Annotated in this window: 12 protein-coding genes; 5 read left to right on the top strand and 7 right to left on the bottom strand. The window is 62.7% G+C overall.

Annotated features, from left to right (window positions below):
* Positions 1-52: 52 nt before the first annotated feature.
* The 5 genes from QZL63_RS01750 (at position 53) to rnr (ending at position 8941) form a co-directional block, all read left to right on the top strand.
* Positions 53-877 (top strand): glutaminyl-peptide cyclotransferase, encoded by an 825-nt coding sequence (locus QZL63_RS01750; RefSeq protein ID WP_308653971.1) that lies wholly within the window; start codon positions 53-55, stop codon positions 875-877.
* A complete protein-coding gene (gene metH, locus QZL63_RS01755; RefSeq protein WP_022307637.1) occupies positions 874-4491 on the top strand; it encodes a methionine synthase in 3618 nt (1205 codons plus the stop codon). The genes QZL63_RS01750 and metH overlap by 4 nt, the downstream gene beginning before the upstream one ends.
* Before the next feature lie 71 nt (positions 4492-4562).
* Positions 4563-5519 carry a methylenetetrahydrofolate reductase gene (locus QZL63_RS01760; RefSeq protein WP_022307638.1) on the top strand — a complete coding sequence of 319 codons (957 nt, stop codon included), beginning with the start codon at positions 4563-4565 and terminating at the stop codon, positions 5517-5519.
* 18 nt (positions 5520-5537) lie between these two features.
* Complete coding sequence (locus QZL63_RS01765; RefSeq protein WP_022307639.1) at positions 5538-6653, top strand: M20 family metallopeptidase; 1116 nt, start codon at positions 5538-5540, stop codon at positions 6651-6653.
* Positions 6650-8941 (top strand): ribonuclease R, encoded by a 2292-nt coding sequence (gene rnr, locus QZL63_RS01770; protein ID WP_022307640.1) that lies wholly within the window; start codon positions 6650-6652, stop codon positions 8939-8941. The genes QZL63_RS01765 and rnr overlap by 4 nt, the downstream gene beginning before the upstream one ends.
* 147 nt (positions 8942-9088) lie before the next feature.
* Here rnr and QZL63_RS01775 read toward each other — a convergent pair whose 3' ends face one another.
* The 7 genes from QZL63_RS01775 to QZL63_RS01805 form a co-directional block, all read right to left on the bottom strand.
* Positions 9089-10204 carry a basic secretory protein-like protein gene (locus QZL63_RS01775; protein WP_022307641.1) on the bottom strand — a complete coding sequence of 372 codons (1116 nt, stop codon included), beginning with the start codon at positions 10202-10204 and terminating at the stop codon, positions 9089-9091.
* Between the two features lie 28 nt (positions 10205-10232).
* The gene (locus tag QZL63_RS01780) at positions 10233-12527 is read right to left on the bottom strand and encodes a GH92 family glycosyl hydrolase (protein WP_290585596.1); all 2295 of its coding nucleotides are present in this window, start codon (positions 12525-12527) and stop codon (positions 10233-10235) included.
* Positions 12528-12591: 64 nt separating this feature from the next.
* Complete coding sequence (locus tag QZL63_RS01785; RefSeq protein ID WP_441293884.1) at positions 12592-14931, bottom strand: GH92 family glycosyl hydrolase; 2340 nt, start codon at positions 14929-14931, stop codon at positions 12592-12594.
* Between the two features lie 66 nt (positions 14932-14997).
* Positions 14998-17274 carry a hypothetical protein gene (locus QZL63_RS01790; protein WP_022307644.1) on the bottom strand — a complete coding sequence of 759 codons (2277 nt, stop codon included), beginning with the start codon at positions 17272-17274 and terminating at the stop codon, positions 14998-15000.
* Positions 17275-17292: 18 nt separating this feature from the next.
* Positions 17293-18531, bottom strand: coding sequence for a basic secretory protein-like protein (locus QZL63_RS01795; RefSeq protein WP_022307645.1), 1239 nt, complete (start codon positions 18529-18531; stop codon positions 17293-17295).
* A gap of 21 nt (positions 18532-18552) precedes the next feature.
* Positions 18553-19959, bottom strand: coding sequence for a RagB/SusD family nutrient uptake outer membrane protein (locus QZL63_RS01800; protein ID WP_290585547.1), 1407 nt, complete (start codon positions 19957-19959; stop codon positions 18553-18555).
* Positions 19960-19979: 20 nt separating this feature from the next.
* Positions 19980-22838 (bottom strand): SusC/RagA family TonB-linked outer membrane protein, encoded by a 2859-nt coding sequence (locus tag QZL63_RS01805; RefSeq protein ID WP_290585550.1) that lies wholly within the window; start codon positions 22836-22838, stop codon positions 19980-19982.
* Positions 22839-23195 lie beyond the last annotated feature (357 nt).

A 23195-nucleotide genomic window follows, 5' to 3' on the forward strand; every position in this document is an offset into this window, starting at 1 on the left:
TCCGTATCTTTGCGTGCTTGTATCCGCCTCCGGGGAGGCGATTCCCGATACCATGATGAGAAAATATCCCATACTTCTGCTCGCCGCGCTGCTCTCGGCAGCCTGCGGCGGCACGGCGGCCCGGACCGGTCGCACGGCGGCGAAAGACACCGCTTCGACAGCCTCCGCCACGACGGCCGAGCCCGTCGAATACACCTACCGCGTCAAGGCGGTACACCCCCACTCGACCACAGCCTACACACAGGGGCTGCAGTACGCCGACGGATACCTCTGGGAGGGCACCGGGCAATACGGCGAATCGGTCGTCCGCCGCGTGGAGATCGAGACGGGCGAGGGCGAGGTGCTCTTCAGCCTGCCCCGCTCGGAGTTCGGCGAGGGCATCACGCTGCTCGACGGGCGCCTCTACCAGCTCACGTGGCAGTCGAACACGGCCCACGTCTACGACCTGGCCACGCGGCGCAAGATCCGCGACCACCGCTACGCGGGCGAGGGATGGGGGCTGACCACCGACGGCGAGAAGCTCTACATGTCCGACGGCACGGCCTCGATCCGCACGATCGACCCCGAGACGTTCCGCCGCGAACGCACCACGACGGTCACCTACAAGGGCGAACCGGTGCAGTTCCTCAACGAGCTGGAGTGGATCGAGGGAAAGATCTGGGCCAACGTCTACACCTCGGACCGGATCGCCATCATCGACCCCCGGACGGGAGTCGTCGAGGGCGTCGTGGACCTCTCGGGACTGCTGCCCGAGGAGGAGATCACCCCCTCGACGGACGTGCTCAACGGCATCGCCTACGACCCGGCGACCAAACGCATCTTCGTGACGGGCAAGAACTGGAGCAAACTTTTCGAAATCGAGATCATCCGAAAATGACGAACGACATACGCAACCTTCTCGCCGCGCGCATCCTGCTGCTCGACGGCGGTTTCGGCACGATGGTGCAGGGCTACGGCCTCGACGAGGCGGACTACCGCGGCGAGCGGTTCCGCGACTGGAACGTGCAGCTCAAGGGCTGCAACGACCTGCTGGCCCTGACGCGCCCCGACACGGTGCGCGAGATCCACGAAAAATACCTGCAGGCCGGGGCCGACATCATCACCACCGACTCGTTCAACGCCAACGCCGTCTCGCTGGCCGACTACGGGCTGGAGCCCTACGCCTGCGAGATCGCCCGCGCCGCAGCCTCCGTGGCCCGCGCCGCAGCCGACGCCTTCACGGCCCGCAACCCGCAGAAGCCGCGTTTCGTGGCCGGATCGATGGGCCCCACCAACCGCACGGCCTCGATGTCGGCCGACGTGGCCAACCCCGCCTCACGCGAGGTGACCTTCCGCCAGCTGGCCGACGCCTACCGCGAACAGGCCCGCGGCCTGCTCGACGGCGGGGCGGACATCCTGCTCATCGAGACCGTCTTCGACACGCTCAACGCCAAGGCCGCCCTGTGGGCCGTCGATGCGCTCTGCGCCGAGCGGGGATGCTCCGTGCCGATCATGGTCTCGGGCACGCTGGCCGACGCCAGCGGCCGCACGCTCTCGGGCCAGACCGTCGAGGCGTTCGCCGTCTCGGTGTCGCACGCCCGGCTGCTCTCCATCGGACTCAACTGCGCCTTCGGGGCCCGGCAGCTGCTCCCCTACCTCGAGCGGCTGGCCGCCGTGGCCGAAACGCGCATCTCGGCACACCCCAACGCCGGACTGCCGAACGTCATGGGCGGCTACGACGAGACCCCGGCGATGTTCGCCGAGGACGTGGGCGAATACATGCGCCGCGGACTGGTCAATATCGTGGGCGGCTGCTGCGGCACCACCCCGGCCCACATCTTCGAACTGTCGAAGATCGTCGGCAACTACGCCCCGCGTCCGCTCCCCGAGGCACGCCACGAGACCGTGCTGAGCGGTCTGGAGCCGCTGCGGATCGTTCCTGAGGCCAACTTCATCAACATCGGCGAGCGCACGAACGTCGCCGGATCGGCCCGCTTCGCACGGCTCATCCGCGAAGGCAGCTACGAGGAGGCCCTCTCGGTGGCCCGCGCCCAGGTCGAGGCCGGGGCGCAGATCGTCGATGTCTGCATGGACGACGGTCTGATCGACGGGCCGGCGGCCATGCGCACGTTCCTCAACCTGATGGCCTCGGAACCCGAGATCGCCCGCGTGCCGACGATGATCGACTCGTCGAAGTGGGAGGTGCTCGAAGCCGGACTCGAGGTGACTCAAGGGAAGGCCGTCGTGAACTCCATCTCGCTCAAGGAGGGCGAAGCGGAGTTCCTGCGCCGGGCCGCCGCCATCCGGCGTTACGGTGCCGCCGCGGTGGTCATGCTCTTCGACGAGCGGGGGCAGGCCGACACCTTTGAGCGCAAGATCGAGGTGGCCGAGCGCGCCTACCGCCTGCTGACCGGGAACGGATTCCCGCCCGAGGAGATCATCTTCGACCCCAACGTACTGGCCGTCGCCACGGGCATTCCCGAACACGACGGCTATGCCAAGGCATTTATCGACGCCACACGCTGGATCAAGGAGCACCTGCCCCACGCAAAGGTATCGGGCGGCGTCTCGAACCTCTCGTTCGCCTTCCGCGGCAACAACGCCGTACGCGAGGCGATGCACTCGGCATTCCTCTACCATGCCATACGCGCCGGCATGGACATGGGCATCGTCAATCCGCAGATGCTGCGCGTCTACGACCAGATCGAACCCGAACTGCTCGAGCGGGTCGAAGACGTGCTTCTCTGCCGCCGGCCCGACGCCTCGGAGCGGCTCGCGGAGTATGCCCATGCGATCCGCGAAGAGGCTGCGGCAGCCCCGGCGCAGGCCCCCGACGCCTGGCGCACGGGAACGCTCGCCGAGCGGATCGACCACGCGATGCTCAAGGGCATCGCCGACTGCATCGAGGAGGATGCCCTCGAGGGTTACCGCACGCTGGGCAGCCCGATGGAGGTGATCGACCGGCTGCTGATGCCCGCCATGGAGCGGGTGGGCAGGCTCTTCGGCGAGGGCCGAATGTTCCTGCCGCAGGTGGTCAAGACGGCCCGCGTGATGAAGCGCGCCGTAGCGGCCCTGACGCCCTACATCGAGCAGGGCGCCGGACAGAGCGCCCACACGGCCGGCAAGGTGCTCATCGCCACGGTCAAGGGCGACGTGCACGACATCGGCAAGAACATCGTCTCGGTGGTGATGGCCTGCAACGGCTACGAGATCCGCGACCTGGGCGTAATGGTCGAACCGCAGCGCATCGTCGATGAAGCCGTGGCATGGGGTGCACAGTGCATCTGCCTGAGCGGGCTGATCACCCCGTCGCTCGACGAGATGATCCACGTCTGCGAGGAACTCGAACGCCGCCGGCTCCGCATCCCGGTCATCATCGGCGGGGCCACGACCTCGGAACTCCACACGGCGGTGAAGATCGCCCCGGTCTACTCGGGCGCCGTCGTCCACTCGCCCAACGCCAGTCGCAACGCGCAGATCCTCGCCCGGCTGCTCGGCCCCGACGGCGAGAGCTACACCGCCGAAGTCCGGGCCGCGCAGGAGGAGCTCCGCCGGCAGTTTGAGAAAGAAGAGCTGTCGCGCCGCCTCATCCCGATCGTCGAGGTCCGCAAGGCCCGCAAGGAGGCGCCGCACCACACGCCCGTCGTACCGCTGCACCCGGGACGGATGGTCTTCCCCGACTTCGACGTGGCCGACGTCGAACCCTACATCGACTGGAACTTCTTCTTCCCGGCCTGGGGACTCAAGGGACGCTATCCCGACATCCTCGACCACCCCGAACGGGGTGCCGAGGCCCGCAAACTCTTCGACGACGCACAGGCGATGCTGGCCCGCATCCGCGACGGGCGGCTACTGACGCTGCAGGCCGCCGTCGGCATCTTCCCGGCCCGCTCGGAGGGCGACGACATCTGGGTGGCCGACTCGCGGGGACGCGAACGGCGCTTCGCGATGCTCCGCAACCAGACGCGCGGCGAGGAGAACCGCTCGCTGGCCGACTTCATCGCTCCGGCCGGAGACTGGATCGGATGCTTCGCCGTCACGGCCGGCATCGGGCTCCGGGAGCTGGAGGAGCGCTTCCGCTCGGAGGGCGACGACTACTCGGCCATCATGGCCAAGCTGCTCGCCGACCGCCTCACGGAGGCCTTCGCCGAGGTGGTGCACTCCTTCGTGCGGCGGCAGATGTGGGGCTACGAGCAGGGCGAGCCGCCCGCACCGGCGGCCGTCATCCGCGGCGACTACCGCGGACGCCGCATGGCCTTCGGCTACCCGGCATCGCCCGACCACTCGCTCAAGCGCGAAGCATTCGACCTGCTGGCCGCCGAGATCACCACGGGCATGCGCCTGACCGAAAACTGGATGATCGACCCGGGCGAGGCGCTCTGCGGACTGATGTTCGCCGACGCCGAATACTTCAGCGTCGGGAAGATCGACACCAAACAGCTGCTCGACTACGCCCGGCGCCGGGGCATGGAGGTCGAACAGGTGAAGAAACTCATACCGAACAACATCTGAGAACAACGAAGCCCCTCCCGGAGGCAGCCGCCGCCCGGAGGGTATGCTGCAGAAGAAGAGAAAAACGGCACATGAACGTCGTAGACATAATCAACGAAGCGATCGCATCGAAACGCACGCGGTTCGCCTTCGAGCTGCTGCCCCCGCTCAAAGGCGACGGCATGCAGAAGATCTTCGCGGCCATCGATCCGCTGATGCCCTTCGATCCGGCCTACATCAACATCACCTTCCACCGCGAGGGCATCAAGGAGACCGAGCGGCCCGACGGCGGCATCGAGTGGCACGTCGTGCGGCGGCGCCCTGGCACGGTGGGCATATCGGCCGCCATCCAGCACCGCTACGGGGTCGAGGTGGTCCCCCACCTGATCTGCGGCGGGCTGTCGAAGTACGACATCGAGGACACGCTCATCGACATGGACTTCCTCGGCCTGCACAACGTCCTGGCGCTGCGCGGCGACAAGTCGCAGAACGAGCGCCGCTTCATGCCCCACCCCCAGGGACACGCCCACGCCGTGGACCTCGTGCGGCAGATCGCCGCGATGAACCGCGGGGAGTTCGTGGACGGCGAGGTCGAGGAGTGCCACCACTCGAAGTTCTCGATCGGCGTGGCCGGCTACCCCGAGGTGCATTTCGAGGCCCGCGACATCACCACCGACATTCTCCACCTCAAGGAGAAGATCGACGCCGGGGCCGAATATGTCGTCACGCAGATGTTCTTCGACAACCGCAAGTACTTCGACTTCGTGCGCCGCTGTCGCGAGGCCGGCATCCGCGTGCCGATCATCCCGGGCATCAAGCCCATCTCGACGCTCCGCCACCTCGAGGTGCTGCCCGAGACCTTCGGCGTGGAGCTGCCCGGGGAGCTGGTCCGCGAAGCCAGGGCCCATCCGGACAACGTCCGCGAGGTGGGCATCGAGTGGACCGTGGCCCAGAGCCGCGAGCTGATGGCCGCCGGGGTCCCCGTACTCCATTATTATACGATGAGCCGCACGAACAACATCCAGCAGATCGTCCGTACGCTCTTCTGACAAACAAAAAACGAACTTATGACTCCCATCGAATTCCGCCGCCACCTGCACGCGCATCCCGAACTCTCGTTCCGGGAGCACGATACGGCGGCCTTCATCGCCCGGCAGCTCGACGAACTGGGCATCGCACACCGCCCCGTAGCGGGAACCGGCGTGCTGGCCACGATCCCGGGCCGCAGGGCGCAGGGCGCCGAGAGCCGCGCCGTCGTCCTGCGCGCCGACATCGACGCCCTGCCCGTCACCGAACAGACCGGGCTCGGATACACCTCGCAGAATGCCGGCGTCATGCACGCCTGCGGCCACGACGTCCACGCCGCAGTGCTCTTCGGCGCACTTGCCCGCCTGGCGGAGAACCCCGACTTCGGCGGCACGGTCATCGGACTTTTCCAGCCCGGTGAGGAGTGCAACCCCGGCGGCGCCTCGCTCGTCCTGGCAGAGAAGCCCTTCGAAGGCTATGACGTCGCCGCCGTGATCGGCGAACACGTCGAGCCCCAGCTCGAGGTCGGCACGCTCGGTTTCCGCGCCGGGCAGTACATGGCCGCCAGCGACGAACTGCGCTTCCGCCTCCACGGCACAGGCGGCCACGGCGCCATGCGCGCCCAGCTCAAGGATCCCGTAGCAGCCGGAGCCGAACTGCTCACGCGCCTGATCGCCCTCAACGGCGAGGAGTGCGTGCTGTCGATCGGCCGCGTGGAGGCCGCCGGCGCCACGAACATCGTACCCGACGAGGTCTGCATGGAGGGCACGCTCCGCACCTTCGACGAACGCCAGCGGGAGATCATCCACCGCCGCATCGGCATCATCGCCGCCGACATCGACGCCCGCCACGGCATCCGCACCGAAGTGGCCGTCAGCCGCGGCTACCCGTGCGTGGTGAACGACGAGATCCTCGTCAAGCGGGCCGCGGCCCTGGCCAAGACGCTCGGCCTGAAGGTCGAGATGCTGCCCCTGCGCACGACGGCCGAGGATTTCGGATTCTACTGCAAGATCTATCCGTCGCTGTTCTACCGCCTCGGCGTGGGCTCGGCCGCCGGCCGGACCCACACGGCAACCTTCGCTCCCGACGAACGGGCCATCGATACGGGCATCGATTTCATGAGCCGCCTCGCGCTGCAAATACTCAACAAGCTATGAAAAAGCAAACCAGACAACGCGCTCCGCGGAGCGCAAAGACGACCGACCGGGCATCGATCATCCTGAACCTCTTCCGCGAGTTCCCCAACAACAAGTTCTCGCTCAAGCAACTCGCCTCGGTCTCGGGCGGCGCCTCGAAGGAGGGGCGGCGCGAGACGCTCGAGATCCTCGGACGGCTCTTCGAGCAGGGGGTCGTCGAGGAGTGCTCGCGCGAGAAATACCGCCTCACGCAAAAACACCTGCCCCACTACGAGGGCGTGGCCGACATGACCTCGTCGGGCGCCGTCTACGTGCGCATCGAGGGGCTGGAGAAGGACATCTTCGTCAATCAGCGCGCAACAGCCAACGCCCTCGACGGCGATCGTGTGGAGGTCGTGGTCACGTACCGCGGACGCGACGGACGCATGGAGGGCGAGGTAACCCGCATCGTCGAGCGCAACCGCCGGACCTATGTGGGTGTGGCGGAGGTCGGTGCCCACCAGATCTTCGTCAAGGCCGATTCACGCCGCATGCCGATGGACATCTACCTCTCGAAACGCACCTGTCCCGAGGTACGCGACGGCGAGAAGGTCGTGGTGCGCATCGTGGACTGGCAGCCCGGGAGCAAGAGCCCCGCGGGCGAACTGGTCGAACGGCTGGGCATGGCGGGCAACAACGACACGGAGATGCACGCCATCCTGGCCGAATACGAACTCCCCTACCGCTTCGAGCCCGAAGTCGAGCAGGCCGCCGCAGCGATCGACGCCCGCATCACGGCCAAGGAGATCGCCTCGCGCCGCGACTTCCGCGACACGACGACCTTCACGGTGGACCCGGCCGACGCCAAGGACTTCGACGACGCCCTTTCGGTGCGCAAGGTCGGCGACGGCGTCTGGGAAGTGGGTGTACACATCGCCGACGTGACGCACTACGTCCGCCCCCACTCGACGATCGACGACGAGGCCGTCGAGCGCGGCACGTCGGTCTACCTGGTGGACCGCACGGTACCGATGCTTCCCGAACGCCTCTCGAACGAGCTCTGCTCGCTGCGCCCCAACGAGACGAGTCTCTGCTTCTCGGCGGTCTTCACGCTCAACGAGAACCTGGAGATCCTCAACGAGTGGTTCGGCCGCACGGTGATCCACTCCGACCGCCGCTTTACCTATGCCGAAGCGCAGGAGGTGATCGAGACCGGCCGCGGCGACTTCGCCGAGGAGATCCTGACACTCAACCGTCTGGCCCAGGAGCTGCGCCGCCAGCGCTTCCGCAACGGCGCCATTTCGTTCGACCGCGAGGAGGTGAAGTTCCGCCTCGACGAGAACGGCAAGCCGCTGGGCGTCTACTTCAAGGAGCAGAAGGAGTCGAACCAGATGATCGAGGAGTTCATGCTGCTGGCCAACCGCCGCGTCGCGGAGTTCTGCGCCCACCGCCGCAACGAGAAGGGACGCGCCGTGCCGCGCACGATGGTCTTCCGCGTGCACGACTCGCCGAGCGAGGAGAAGCTCGACCGCTTCCGGCAGTTCATCCTGCGCTTCGGCCACGTCTTCAAGGCCACGAAGGGCCGCGCCGTAGCCAAGGAACTCAACAAGCTCTTCGCGAAAATCAAGGGCTCGACCGAAGAGAACGCCGTCTCGACGATGGCCGTGCGGTCGATGGCCAAAGCCTTCTACACGACCGACAACATCGGCCACTACGGCCTCGCCTTCCCCTACTACACGCACTTCACCTCGCCCATCCGCCGCTATCCGGACATGATGGTCCACCGCCTGCTGGCCCACTACCTCGACGGAGGCAAGTCGCTGCCCAAGGAGGAGATCGAGGCGCTGTGCGAGCGCGCCTCGGAGCGTGAGGTCATCGCCGCCGAGGCCGAGCGCGCCTCGATCAAATACAAGATGGTCGAGTTCATGAAGGAGCACCTCGGCGAGGAGTTCGACGGTCACATCTCGGGACTCACGGAGTGGGGCGTCTACGTCGAGCTCGAAGAGACCCACATCGAGGGCATGGCCTTCCTGCGCGACATCGAGGGCGACTTCTTCGCCTTCGACGAGGCGAACTACGAGATCGTCGGACGCTCGACGGGCCGGAGCATGACGCTGGGCGATCCCGTGCGGATCCGCGTCAAGCGCGCCGACCTCCAGAAGCGGCAGCTCGACTTCGAACTGCTGCTGCCCGGAATGCCGGCGTGCCACCGCAGCGGCGACCCCGACTTCCACGGATCACGCGGCGGCCACACGGCCAACGGAGGCAGCTCCGGATCACGCAGCAAGAGTCCCGAGGTGCGCCACTCGTCGCACCGCCGGGGCCGGTAAGCCGCCGGAGCAAAACGCATCCGTCCCGGCTTGAAAGAGATACTTCCGCATTCTCCTGACGGGCACAATACCGTCCGACACCCCGAAAAAAGATCCCCGCAGGCAATCCTGCGGGGATCTTCTGTATGCAACGGCCGACGCGGTGCCTCACGCCTCGCCGGCAAGCGCCTGCTGGTACTCGGCCCACATCTCTGCGATGCCCCGGCCGAAGATCGACTGCATCGCCGCATCGAAACTCCACGGATCGAGGTCACGGACCGTCACGTGGAACTTGCGCAGCGCATCGGGATCCTTCGTCGTGAGCCACTGCAGGAAGAAGCCCGTCGTCTTGTATCCGTCGAGCCAATGGCCGCCCGGCTTACGCAGGGCCGCGATGTCGAAGAGCCCCGCCTCGGCACGTACGGCATCTGCAAGGCCCTCGATGCAGGCCCAGAACTCGCGGTTCGTCCCGTAGCTGCCGATACCCTTCGGCTCGAACTGGTAGGCGTGCACCAGTTCGTGGAACAGGACGCCGCGCGTCTCGTAATCGAGCTTATACATCGACTCGCCGGCCGACCGCTCGATGTGCCGCGTGCTGTAGACGATGGCCGTCTCGGCCGGGGTTCCCGACTTGGCGGAGACGCCCTCGTAATCCTTGAGCGTGTAATCGATCCGCCCGACGGTGTTCATCGTGTCGGCAGCCGAATAGAAAAGGATCTCGGCCACCTTCCGCGTGTGGTAGCGGACATAGGACTCGGGATCCTGCACCAGGCGCCGGTAGATGGCAGCACCTTCGGTATCGGGGTCGAGCACTTCGAAATGGATCTCCGGATAGACGAATCCCCGCCACTGTTGTTCAAGGTTCTGTGCCGAGAAACGCACGTCGCCCACGGCAACCGTATCGGCCCCCGTGCGGGGCAGGAACTCCAATCTGTAGCAGGCATAGGCATCCGGTGCGGAGATTTCGCCCGAGATCTCCTGGAACCGCGAGCAGAACGAACAGTCGTCACACCGGTCGAGCTCGGTCCATTTGCGACCGTCGTGCGAACCGCTCAGGATCCAGCCGGCAGGATCGCAGTCGGGATCCGCACCCGAAGAGTAGACGCTGTAATTGACCATCGGAGCAGTGAATCCGTCGAAGAGGACGGCGGCCCCGGAGGCCGGAAAACAGGCCTCGGTCGAAGGATCGGCATCACACAGCGCCGCCACGTTGCGCGGCAGGTCGGGCTGTGCACACCCGCAAAGAAGCAGGGCTAAAAGAGCAGAAAGAGTGTGTCTTTTCATGTTTCAGGGGTTAATTGGATTCTGATTCTCAACGATACTCCACGGACACCGGAAGCGACGGGGGCAGCGCATCGGCCGAGACGGCCCGGCGGCGGTTCGGTCGGCTGCTCATGACGAAGTGCAGGTGCACGCCGTCGCGGATATCCGCATAGGTCAGGTAGGACTTGTCCCACTCCCGGCCATCGACGTAGAGCTTGCGCACGTAGACATTCTCGGGCGACCAGTTCTCGGTCGTCACCCGGATCGTCCCGCCGTTCGAGAGGCGCACCTCGACCCCCTCGACCGTCGGCGAGCCGATGTTGTAGATGTTGCTCGACGGGGCCGTCGGATAGAATCCCATCGTGTTGAAGAGGTACCAGGCCGACATCTGCCCGCAGTCGTCGTTGCCGCTCAGCGAACCGGGCTCGTTGCCGTAGAACGAATCCGAAACCCGGCGGATCCAGCGCTGGCACTCCCACGGACGCCCGAGGTAGTTGTAGAGGTAGATCACATGGTGGCAGGGTTCGTTGCCGTGCCAGTAGGCGCCGATCCGTCCCTGAATGTCGTGCGCCCCCGGAATGTCGTCGGGCAGCTCGGTGACGAAGAGCGAGTCGAGCCGCTGCCCGTAGAGCTCGCGGCCCACACGCTCGATGTGGTCCGCAACGTTGTGGGGCACATACCATGAGTACTGCAGGGTGAAGCCTTCGGTGATGTCGCCCCAGCCGTGCACCGACCCCGGACCCTGGTAGGCTACCGGGGCAAAGGGCGTCCGCCAGCGGCCTTCGCTGTCGCGGCCCCGCATGAACTTCGTTTCGGGATCGATCAGGTTGCGGTACGACAGCGAACGGCGCAGGAAGAAGTCGTAATCCTCCTCCTTGCCCAGGGCGCGGGCCGCCTGGGCGATGCAATAGTCGTCGTAAGCATATTCGAGGGTCTTCGAGACCGACTCGCGCTCCTTGTCGAAGGGCACCCATCCCAGGGACGTATATTCGGGCAGACAGTCGTAGTGGGGATTGGTCGCCGTGCGCTTCATGGCCTCGAAGGCTCGTTCGTAATCGAAGCCGGGGAGCTGCTTGACGATCATGTCGGCGAGGACCGACACGGCGTGGTAGCCGATCATGCACCACGTCTCGTTGCCGTAGAACGACCAGATCGGCAGCATGTGCTCGACACTGCGGTCATAGTGGCGGAGCATCGAGTTGGCGATGTCGGCGCTCATGTCCTGACGGATGAGGTTCAGCAGCGGGTGGTAGGCCCGGTAGGTATCCCACAGCGAGAAGGTGGTGTAATTGGTGAAACCCTCGGCCCGGCCGATGCTCTTGTCGTGCTCGAGGAAACGGCCGTCGGCATCCTGGAAGAGGAACGGCGAGAGGAAACAGCGGTAGGCCGACGTATAGAAGGTCTCCTTCGTACGGGCCGGGCCCTCGACCGTGAAACGCGAAAGCTCCGTCTCCCAGAGCTCCTCGCCGCGGCGGCGGATCTCGTCGAACGAAAGACCGTCCGTCTCGCGGAGATTGCCCCGCGCTCCGTCGGGATCGACCGACGAGATGGCCACACGGACGGTCACCTGCTCCTCCTCGCGGGTGGCGAAGCGGACCCAGAATTTCAAATCCTCGCCCCAGGCCTCGCGGTCGCTGCGGAAGCGCGACGTGTCGTAGCAGACGCGTTTGCCGCCCTGCATGATGCCGAAATCGGAGATCGGCACCGAGAACTCGGCCGTGAAATAGACGTGTCGCTCGGGACCCCAGCCCTGCACCAACTTGTAGCCGGAGAGCGTGTGGTCGTCCTCGAGGCGGAGGTTGGCCCAACGGCACTTCCACCACAGCGTGTGGTCCATGTCGAGCAGGATGAAGGCGTCATCGGACTCGGGATAGGTGAAGCGGAACATCCCGCTGCGAGCCGACGCGGTCATCTCGGCCTTAACGCCGTAGTCGAGCAGATCGACGGCATAGTAGTTCGGCGAGCACCACTCGCGGTCGTGGCTGTAGCGCGAACGGTAACCTCCGTCGGGCTCCTCGTGCGTGCCCGGTTCGAGGTGGATCTCACCCACCCCCGGCATGAAGAGAAAGTCTCCGAGGTCGGGGATTCCCGTACCGCTCAGGTGGTTGAGCGAAAAGCCGAGCAGCGTCGGACGGTTGTACTTGTATCCGGCCGCGGCATCGTAAAAGTCGCGGTCCGTATCGGGGCTCAGCTGGACGCCGCCGAACGGCACCTGGGCTCCGGGATAGACGTTGCCGTAGCCGTCGGTCCCGACCAGCGGGCGGACGTAGTCGATGCGGCGCAACGTGTCGGTCGCCTCACCTCCCGCAGCGGAAGCAGGAGCCGCGGCAAGGGCCGCCGACATTCCGAAAAGGGCGGCGCAGCACGTCGCATGTCTCAGAATCAGGATATTCATCTTGTCTGTCGGGTTAAAGTTCGCGACTCAGGGAATAGGGACGCTCGTCGCCCGTAAAGCGGCGGCGCTTGTCGGGTGTCGGGCGCATGTCGAACTCGAGCACCCCGCCCCTGCACAGATCCGAATAGGTCAGGTAGGCCTTCGTCCAGGGCTTGCCGTTGAGCCGCACGCCATGGACATAGCGGTTCTTCGAGCTGACCTTCGGGGCCTTGATCTCGAGGTAGCAGTCCTCGCCGACACGGACCTTCATGTAGGGGAAGTAGGGGGCCCCGAGCACATACTGGTCCGAACCCGGGCAGACGGGATAGAATCCCATGGCCGTGAAGATGTACCAGGCCGACATCTGCCCGCAGTCGTCGTTGCCGCACAACCCGTCGATCACCGGCCGGTACATCCGGTCCATGATCTCGCGCACCCAGTACTGCGTCTTCCACGGCTGCGAGGTCCACATGTAGAGATACGGAACGTGGTGGCTCGGCTCGTTGCCGTGGACATACATGCCCAACAGCCCTTCGCGGGTCACGTCCTCGGTCTGTGCGAAATAACGGTCGGGCAGATACTCGGTGAAGAGGCTGTCGAGCCGCGCCACGAACTTCCGGTCGCCGCCCATCAGTCCGATCAGCCCGTCGGGATCGTGCGGCACATACATCGAGTAGTTCCACGAATTGCCCTCGATGAAGCCCTGCCCGTGGGTGTCATAGAGATTGGGATCGGGTTTCCACGAGCCGTCACTCATCCTTCCGCGCGCGAACCCCGTCTCGGGATCGAAGACATTGCGGTAGTTCAGCGCCCGCTGCCGGTACTCTTCGGCCAGAGCCGTATCGCCCGCCTTGCGGGCCGCATCGTAGATCACCCAGTCGTCGTAGGCATATTCGAGCGTCATCGACGACCCGGTCGATTTGACGTCATAGGGGACATACCCCAGGCGCTTGTAGACGCCCGTGGCATCGTAGTAGTCGCAGTTGGCACTGCGGACCATCGCCTCGAGGGCCGTCCGACGGTCGATGCCGATCCCCTTGTCGAGGGCGTCGCCCACGACCGAGACGCCGTGGTAGCCGATCATGCACCAGTTCTCGTTGGCCATGTGCGACCAGACGGGCAGGATGTGGTGTACGCTCTGGCGGTAGTGGTCGAGCATCGAGGCGACGATGTCGCGGCTCCGCTCGGGACAGATCAGGTTGAAGAGCGGATGCAGGGCCCGGTAAGTGTCCCACACCGAGAAGATCGTATAGTTCGTGCGTCCCTCCTCCGCCTCGTGGATCTCGTGGTCGAGGCCGCGGTAACGTCCGTCCACATCCTGATAGACCGACGGGTTGATCATCGTGTGGTAAAGCGACGTGTAGAGCATCCGGAGCGCACCCTCGTCGCCCTCGGCTTCGATAAGGGCCATCTCGTCGCTCCATCGGCCGCGCGCCTCGGCGACCAGTTCGTCGAATGTCCGGCCGGCCGTCTCGGCCTCGAGGTTGGCCCGTGCGCCCTGCGTCCCGACGGCCGACAGAGCCACCCGGACCTCCAGCGGCGCAGGATCATCGCCGAAGTCGAAGTGCATGACGATGCCGCACCCGCCGATCTCGGGGAAATTGTGCGACGTGTCGAACTTGCCCCAGCCGCCCCGGTAGTCGAGCGGAGCCTTGTCCACGGCGCCGTAGTTGCGGATCGGCCGCGAGAAGCTCATGGCAAAATAGGTATAGTTGGTCCGGGCCCAGCCGCTGGTGATGCGATAGCCCGTGACGAGCGTGTCGTTCTCGACCCGCACCTGTGCCCAACGCACCTTGCCCTCGTAGTTGTAGATGCCGTGCGTAAGGTCGAGGATCAGGTGCTGCTCCCGCCCCTCGGGATAGGTATAGCGGTGTACGCCGACCCGTTCGGTGGCCGTAAGCTGGGCGCGGATGCCGTAGTCGTCGAGCATCACCTCGTAGTAGCCGGCACAGGCCCGCTCCCGGTCGTGCGAGAAGCGCGAGCGGTATCCCGTTTCGGGATTTTCAGCCGTGCCGCGGTCGAGCTGCACCTCGCCGACGGTCGGCATCAGCAGGATGTCGCCCAGGTCGGAGTGGCCCGTGCCACTGAGGTGCGTGTGCGAAAAACCGACAATCGTCGGATCGTCGTACTGGTACCCGGCACAATAGCGGTAGGTATCGGGGACATAAGCCCCGTCGATGTTGTGGGGCACCATCTCCGTATCGGGGCTCAGCTGCACGATACCGTGCGGCACACACGCCCCGGGAAAGACATGTCCCATGCTCCGGGTCCCGATGAAGGGATCGACGTAATCGACGGCCGCACGCTCCTGGGCGCGGATCCCGGTTGCAGAGGCCGCCAGCATGGCGGCGGTGAAAAGGATTCGGGTAATCATCATATCGGATCAGAAGAAAAAAGGGTGCGCCGTTCCGCAGAGCGGCGCACCCAGAGAACATACCAACTAACCTTCGCGCACCTTGATCCAGTAGGGATATTCTGGATCGGGGCTGACGAGATAGAAATAGGGTTTGTCATCGTAGGACATGCCTTCGGACTTGTAGACGTGGAACCCGCGCTCGTTGAAAAGCAGCTTTTCGATCGGGGCCGTCAGCTTGCGGGCATCGTCAAGCGAGATGTCGTTGCCGTCGGCATCGTAGAATCCGCCCGAAGCCTCGCCGAGAGTGAAGATCATGCGGTCGTCCTCGACCTTGTAGGAGGTGATGGGCAGCGAAACTCCGATCTCTTCAACACTGTCGCCGGCTGTGTTGGATTTCCAGGACTTGATATAAATCCGTTCACCCTTGCTTACCGGATAGATTTCCAGGCTGTTGATACCCAGCGGCCATCCGTTCGACATGCTCTTTTCCGGGCGGAAGATGTAGCTGTCGGTTCCAGTCATTCCCGCAATGTTGTCCGACGAGGTCGGCAGGCAGAACTGCGTATGAGAGAGGAAGATCTTCTTACCGGCTTCGTACTTGTTGACCGGATAGGTGTAGAAGTAATCCAGCGGGTGTCCTTCAGCAGTCAGCGGAGTACGAATCGTGCAGTCCAGACCGGTGACCATCGGCTGCGGGCTACCGCCCTCCGACCATGTGAGGCCGTTGTAGGTCACATCGCCGACCTCGATCGGGGTCTTGAACCGGATGACGCCCGTTTCCGTGGCACTGACTTCCACCGTGGCATACTGTGCGCGGTTCATAGCCATGTCCTTGTAGTTGCCGTCGGCATAGACCTGCTCCGTATCGGTGATCCAGATCAGATCGGCCGTACCGGCATCAGCGTTGAGCGTATAGTGGAGTCGGAAGTAGCGGTTATCGTTGTCGAAGAAGGTGCCGTAGCGCGGCATGCCCTTTGCAACGAGTTCCGGCATGAAGTTCTCGTCAGGCACCTCACCGCCCGGCTCCTGAATCATTCCCTGACGGACCTTGACCCAAAGGTTCGATGTGGCGCTGATCAGATACCAGGCATTGCCGGCATCATCCTGCTCCGTGACAATGTAGAGACCGTCGGTATGGAAGTAGAAATCGCTGAAAGGTTTCAGGTTTTCGCCCATCTGTTCGAGCGTGTAGTGTGCAAATTCCGATCCGGTTGCGATTTTCAGGAAGTCGCCGCGCGTGCTGGCGTAGAAGCGGATCCAGTCGCCATCATAATCGTATCGGGCCGTCTTGGGATTGTCCGTATAGTCATTGACAAAGAGGTAGTTGCCCGAAGCGTCGCTGCCGCCCTCCTCGGAGTAGACTTCCACGCGCAGCGGAATGTCGTCCGCATAGGGATAGAAGAGGATGCTGCGGAAGTCATCCACGGCAAGCACCTCCCACAGCGTGGGGTGAGCCGCACCGGTCTCCGTGCGTCCGCCGAGGTTGTATTGCTTGGTGTTCGTGGAGACGAATCCGCCGTTTGCCTCGATCGGTTCGTCGAGCTTCGTGTCGGCGACATTCAGCGCGACACTCCGGTCTGCAATGCGGTAGGAGAGCGACTCGAACGAACTTCCGTTGATCGAGACGGGGGCCCATGTCAGGGTGTACTCCGATTCGGAGGTCTCGATTTCGACCGTTCCGCGTTCATGCTTGGCATCGGAGGTCGTAGCGTCGATCCACGTGAATTCGATGCTCTTCGTGGCGCGTTCGAGAGCGTAGCGGGCTACGAAGCGTCCGTTGGCGTCACGAACGATGGCCTTCATGGCGTCGGCGCCGGAGAGGGCTGTCCAGACGAGTTTCTCGCCCAATTGGAGCACATCCCCCGACGTGGCCTTGCGCAACACGAACGAAGTTCCGGATTCAGCACCGACACACGTCACCGTATTGTCGTCATAGGATTCGACGATCAGCCGCCGCTCACGGTAGGCCGGGTCGATGATCGCATCGTTGAGCATCGTGGCGCCGTCGAACTTGATCGAGGCGATGCCACCCTCGTCGAGTCCCGAGACGGTGAAGAGAGCCAGGGCCTGCTCGTTCTCCGATACGGGCGAGTCGGAGGTGACCGAACCGTCGGACAGGAAGTTGAAGAGGATCGTGTAGCTCAACCCTTCGGCCGGAGCATACTCGGTCACCCAGTTGTATTCGAGATCGCTTTCATAGGTCAGCATCTCCTTGACGGCCTTCGATTCGGCTGTTTCGCCGGCCGACGTACCGTCCTCCTTGGTCTGCGACTCCAATCCATCGAGCGAAGCCTCGTCGCGGCAACCCGCAGCGAACGCGATCGTCAGGAGCGTCGTCAGCAATATCGTGATTCGTTTCATGGTGAAGTGTCGGATTATTTAGAGTTTGTAATTCGGGTCATCCTCCTGATAGTTTTTGGTATCGGCCTTGTATTCGGCCCAGAGGGTCTGCTCGTCGGCATCCTCTCCGAGGGCATACTTGAGGGCTGCCTCCCAGCTCCAGGGATTGATCGTCCGCATCGAAGCGTTGATGTTGCGGACGGCATCGGGATCCTTCGTACGCGTCAGCCAGTAGCAGAAGAAGCCCGTCGTCTGGTAACCGGACATCAGACCTCCGTTGACGTTACGCGTCGAGTAGTCGTGGTATCCGGCGATCGTGCGCACGGCGTCAGCCAGGCCTTCGATGGCCGCCCAGGAGACATTCCCTTCGCTGTAAGCAGGGATGCCCTGGGGTTCAAGCTGGAAGCCGTGGACCATTTCGTGGAACAGTACGCCGCGCGTTTCGAGATTGAGTTTGAGCAGCGACTCGTTGGCCGACTTCTGAATCCAGTCGGTCGAGTAGTGGATGTTGATCTTCGGCGAGGAACCACCCTTGTAGGATACCTGGTCGGGCATCGGGTCGAGATAGTACTCGATGTCGGTGATCGGATAGCGCTCGTCCTGATCGTTGAAATAGAGGAAGGTGCAGATCTCGCGGGCGTGCCATTTCAGATAGGCCTGCTTGTCCTGTACGAGTACGTCGTAAAGTTGCGACCCGTCGTCCTCGGCCGTATCGATGAAAGTGATCGTCGGATATTCGAAGTTCTGCCAGTCGGCATAGGGGTCTTCGGTGTGAAAGAGGATGTCGGAAAGCGTCACGCGGTCGCCGCCGTTGCCGTGAAAGACGAACTTGTACTGCGTGTAGTTGGCCGGGGCCTCCAAATAGTAGATGTGGTTCTGGAAGCGGGCGATGAATTTCTCATTCGAGCGGCTATCCACCTCGATCCACGAGGTTCCGTCGTTGGATCCGGAGACGCTCCACGATGCGGGGTCGTAGAGGGCTTCGACGGTTCCGAACGACTCGTCCTGATGGATCTCGCCCGACGAAACCAGCGTATAGGCGACAATCTCCCCTGCGTTGCAGGGAACGATGACCTCGACGGTGTTGTCGTCGCCGGTTTCGGCCGAGAAGTAGGTCGTCAAATCGCTGTCCGTGAGGGACGAAGCCTCGGAGGAGGCTGTAGCTCCGATGCCGCCGATCTCCACACTGCCGCCCGGCAGAGGCAGGAAATGGGGTTTTTCATCGGCGCAGGCGCTGCCGAGCATGGCGGCAACGAGCAGATATATGAACTTTTTCATGACTGATAACGTGTTTGTCGATTAGTATCCGTAGTTCTGGTCGCTCTCCGAGATGCCCGAGTTGGCGTCGATTTCGGCCTGCGGAATGGGAAGCGTCAACCGGTAGTCGTCGCCGGTGATGCTCTTGCCCTCGCGCGACATCGTCAGGTTCAGACGCCGGGCATCGAACATCCGGTGTCCTTCCCATACCAGTTCGAGACGGCGCTCCTTGGCGATCTCGGTCATGAAGGCCGATTGCGACGGATAGTCCTGCGAGGTGTACTCCTCATGACGCTGGGCGCGCAGTTCGTTGAGCAGGCGGTTTGCCTCCGTCATGTCGGGATTCTCTCGGCGGGCCAGGGCCTCGGCGGCAATAAGCTGCATCTCCTCGGCGCGGAACATCTTTTCATCCACACGCCCGATGTCCGAAGCGTCGCCGAACCATTTTTTCACCATCCAGACGGGGGATCCGGCGCGGTCACGTCCATATTCGAGGAAGACCGAAGCTCGGATATCGGTCTCAGCATACTGCTCCCGCAGGTCACTGCTCGGACGGAAGATGCTCGAATAATCTCCGCCAACGAAGAGCGTGCCGATGGTTGCCGAGCCAGCCGGCCGGGAGAGCTGGAAGATCACACCTGCATTCGACTTGTCGAGCCAGACGTTCTGGACCTCGTCCTTCTTGGCGATGGGAACTGCCCGCAGGGCATTGGTCGCGTAGATGTAGGCTTGCGAGTAGAGCCCGTGGTAGAGAGCGACGCGGGCGCGGAGTGCATCGACGGTCGCCCGCGAAATGTAGGCCGTGGAGTTCGAGGCGGTGAGATCGGCCGAGAGGTCGGGAGCCTCGACGGAGAGCATCTCGTAGGCACGGTTCAGGTCGGTCATGATCTGCTCGTAGCAGTCGCCCACGGGTTCGCGGGAAGGATTTCCCACGACGTGGTAATGGCTGACATAAGGGATTCCCTTGGCCTCATCGTCCATAAAGTCGGAGAAGAAGCACAACAATTCGAAGTGCGCGTAGGCGCGGAAGAAGTAGGCGGTTCCGAACGACTCCTGGAGCGAGGCCTCTTCGGATTCGTTGGCCGGTTCGACCTCAGGACCGTAATAGAGAACACGGTTTGCCTGATTGATGATTCCGTAATAGTGGCTCCAAATGCCGCTGACGTCGCCCGATGTGGCGGTGTAGACCCAGTTTGTCAGGTCGGTTCCGGCACCGCCCGAGTCGCCGCCCTGCACGCAGTCGTCGGCGATGTATTCGGTGATGGCAAGTTTCGACCGCAGGCTGACCTTTCCGTAGATGCCCACGACGGCCTTGTGGACGTTCTCCACCGTTCCGAACGCCTTTTCGGGACCGACCATGTCGGTAGGCTCGAGATCCGTGTAGTCGCACGAAGCGAGAGCCACGGCGGCGGAGAGCATCGTTGCGAGAATGGTTTTGTATCGTTTCATTGTCGGATTCGTTGATTAGGTTAGAAATTCATGTCCAGACCGAACGTGATGGTTCTGGGTTTCGGATAGGCCATGATGTCATAGCCGCCATTGACCTCGGGGTCGGCACCCCGGTATCCGGTCCAGGTGTAGAGGTTCTCGCCCTGCGCATAGATCGTCAGGTTACGGATGAAGCGCGTCTTGCGCATCCAGGTTTCGGGCAGGGTCCACGAGAGACGCAGCGTCTTCAGACGCAGGTAGGAGGCATCCTCAAGGAACTGCGAGGCCATGGGCGACGGCTGAATGCCGTCGCGGAAAGCCGGAACGTTCGTCACATCGCCCTCCTTCATCCACATGTTGAGCATGTAGGTGGGTTTGTTGCCGTTGAACTTATGGTTGTCCAGGTACCAGCGCGAGCAGTTCATCACCGTGTAGTCGTAGGCATAGGTAAACTGGGCATCGAGCTGCAGCCCCTTGTAACGCAGGCGCGTCGAAATCCCGCCGAAAACAGGCACCTCATAGGATCCGTAATGGCTGCCCATATAGGCTTTGTTGATGTCGGTGGTCAGCTGCCCGTAGTCGTCGTAGAAGACCGGCATGCCGTTTTCGGGGCTAACACCGGCATAGTAGGCCATGTACCAGGTCCCGATCGGACGGCCCAACTCATAGATGGAATAGCCGTTTATGTAGCGACCTTCGTCATTGGACCACGTGCCGAGATCGGTGATCTTGTTCTTGTTGTAGGTGTAGTTGAATCCGAGGTCCCACTGGAAGTTCTGCGTGCGTATGGGGGTGGTATTGACACCGATCTCGATACCGCGGTTGACGATCGACCCGGCGTTGGCCAGGATGGATCCGAATCCAGAGGTCAGCGAGATATTCTTCGACATGTAGAGGTCCTTGGTCTTGATGTTGTAGAAGTCGAGCGTGAGGTTGAAGCGCGAATCGAAGGCTCCGAAGTCGATACCGACGTTCGTCTGCGCGGAGGTTTCCCAGCGGAGCTCGCTGTTTCCGAGCTGGCTGTGGGCATATCCCGATTCGCCGTTGTAGGAGGAGTTCGAATAACCGTCGAAGGTCCCGAAGTCGCTCACGCCGTCCTGGTTGCCGGTCGTACCGTAGCTGGCGCGGAGTTTGAGCTGGTTGAGCCACTCGATGTTCTGCATCCAGGGCTCCGATGAAATCAGCCAGCTGGCGCCGACCGACCAGAAAGTGGCGCTGGCGTTCTTTTCATAAAATTTCGACGAGGTGTCGTTACGCAGCGACATCGAGAAGTTGTACCGGTTTTTGTAGGAGTAGCTGGCCTGCATGAAGAACGAGAGGAGGTTGCTCATGGTGCGGCCGCCGCCGATCGAGGGCGGATACTGCGAGGCTCCGGTTTTGTCGCCGATGCCGGCTGGGGATTCCATCATGTCGGCATTGAGGTCGTATCCCGTGAAGCTGCTCGTGTACCACCGGCCCTGGAACATCTCCATACCGGCTACGGCATTGAGCGAATGCCCGCCCTCGAACTCCTTGTTCACGTTGATGGTGTTGGTCCAAGTGTAGCGGAAGAGTTCCGAAGCGGTTTCGGAGTAGTATCCGTGGTTGAGCTGTGCTTCGGGGTGGTCACGGTGGAGGGTTGCGGTGTTGCGGTTGTACATGAAGTCCAGACCGAAGTTGCTCTTCACCGAAAGCCAGTCGGTAATCGAAGCCTTCACGTAAGTCGACGCCACGTTTTTCAGCCGTCCTGCGATATTGTCGTAGTATTTGGTGATGAGCGTCGGGTTGTCCTTGTTGTACCAACTGTCGGGGGACTCATAGGGGTATGCAAGCAGGGTTGTGAACCACGGGTTGGTCCAGCCCTGACGGTTATCGCCCGTTTCGGGGTCGGAGAAGCTCGTCGTGCTGTATCCCACGGTCGCCTTCAAACCGACATCAAGCCACCGGGTAGCCTTGTGGTCGATGTTGAAGCGGGCCGAATAACGGTCGAGACTCGATTTTTTGAGGATTCCCTGCTGTGTGAGGTAAGATCCCGATATGAAGAAGCGCGTCTTGTCGTTTCCGCCCGAAATCGAGACGCTGTGCTCCTGCATGAATCCCGTCTGGGTCATCAGGTCCATCCAGTCCGTATCGGTGGAGCGAGCCGAAGCCAGCTTGGCCAGATCGGCTTCGGTGGCTGTTCCCTCCATCTCGCGTTTGAGGATCTGCATCATCGGGTAGAAGTCGCTGTTGGGCTCCGACTGCACGCATTGCAGCTGATATTGGAGGTTCTGTTCGCTGTTCATCATGTCGAGGTAATCGACCAGGAACGAGAATCCGAACTGGTTGCGGTAGTTGATGTTCGTACGCCCGCTCTGTCCGCTCTTGGTCGTGATGACGATCACACCGTTGGCACCGCGCGATCCGTAGATCGCCGTGGCCGAGGCATCCTTGAGCACCTGGATATCGGCAATGTCGTTCGTATTAAGTGCCGCGAAATCAGCCGATTCTACCATCACACCGTCCATGATGTAGAGCGGTGTGTTGCTGCCGTTGATCGATCCCGTACCGCGTACACGGATCGTCAAGTCGTCGCTGCCGGGCTGGCCCGAACCACTGGCGATCATCACACCGGGGGTCTGTCCCTGCAAGCGGTTCTCAAGCGTGGCCGAAGACTGGAATTCGAGTTTCTCGCCGGCTACCTGCGACAGAGCGCCGGTCATTTGAGCGCGGCGTACCGTATTGTAACCGACCACGACAACCTCGTCGAGCCGCTGGGCATCCTCTTCCAAACGCACTTCGATCTGCGTACGTGCATGCACGGCCACCTCCTGGGAGGCATAGCCTATGTAAGAAATAGAGAGTACAGCATCATCCGCACAGGAGATGGTCGTACGCCCGTCAATATCGGTGGACGATCCGGTCGTGGTACCCTTAACCACGACGCTTGCCCCGATGATGGGCCTGCAGCATCCGAGACGATGACCGTCCGGAGCACCTCTTCCGGCTGTGCCGCGAAAGTCAATGCAGGCAACAGGGCAAGTAGGGCCGCACAAAGCGTGTAAAGTTTTTTCATGAAAAGCAGTTTTAGGTTAATAATTTCAGAATAGATAAACAAGAGATCAACTGGCTGTGTCATGCGTCGTAAAGGCCGGATTTAGTCCGCCCTGCCCAACGCACTTTTTCGGCATAGGCTCGATATTATTAAAGTTCGCTTCGGTTTGATGCAAGTTTAAGGAACCTTTGTCCGAATACCGGGATCGGCCGGACAAAAAAAGTATCTTGATCTGCAAATGGCC

Source organism: Alistipes sp. CAG:268 (assembly GCA_000434235.1).
Lineage (GTDB): Bacteria > Bacteroidota > Bacteroidia > Bacteroidales > Rikenellaceae > Alistipes > Alistipes avistercoris.

Coding starts and splice junctions, on each gene's coding strand:
- QZL63_RS01750 (WP_308653971.1), top strand. CDS start 53: ATGATGAGAAAATATCCCATACTTCTGCTCGCCGCGCTGCTCTCGGCA.
- metH (WP_022307637.1), top strand. CDS start 874: ATGACGAACGACATACGCAACCTTCTCGCCGCGCGCATCCTGCTGCTC.
- QZL63_RS01760 (WP_022307638.1), top strand. CDS start 4,563: ATGAACGTCGTAGACATAATCAACGAAGCGATCGCATCGAAACGCACG.
- QZL63_RS01765 (WP_022307639.1), top strand. CDS start 5,538: ATGACTCCCATCGAATTCCGCCGCCACCTGCACGCGCATCCCGAACTC.
- rnr (WP_022307640.1), top strand. CDS start 6,650: ATGAAAAAGCAAACCAGACAACGCGCTCCGCGGAGCGCAAAGACGACC.
- QZL63_RS01775 (WP_022307641.1), bottom strand. CDS start 10,204: ATGAAAAGACACACTCTTTCTGCTCTTTTAGCCCTGCTTCTTTGCGGG.
- QZL63_RS01780 (WP_290585596.1), bottom strand. CDS start 12,527: ATGTCGGCGGCCCTTGCCGCGGCTCCTGCTTCCGCTGCGGGAGGTGAG.
- QZL63_RS01785 (WP_441293884.1), bottom strand. CDS start 14,931: ATGATTACCCGAATCCTTTTCACCGCCGCCATGCTGGCGGCCTCTGCA.
- QZL63_RS01790 (WP_022307644.1), bottom strand. CDS start 17,274: ATGAAACGAATCACGATATTGCTGACGACGCTCCTGACGATCGCGTTC.
- QZL63_RS01795 (WP_022307645.1), bottom strand. CDS start 18,531: ATGAAAAAGTTCATATATCTGCTCGTTGCCGCCATGCTCGGCAGCGCC.
- QZL63_RS01800 (WP_290585547.1), bottom strand. CDS start 19,959: ATGAAACGATACAAAACCATTCTCGCAACGATGCTCTCCGCCGCCGTG.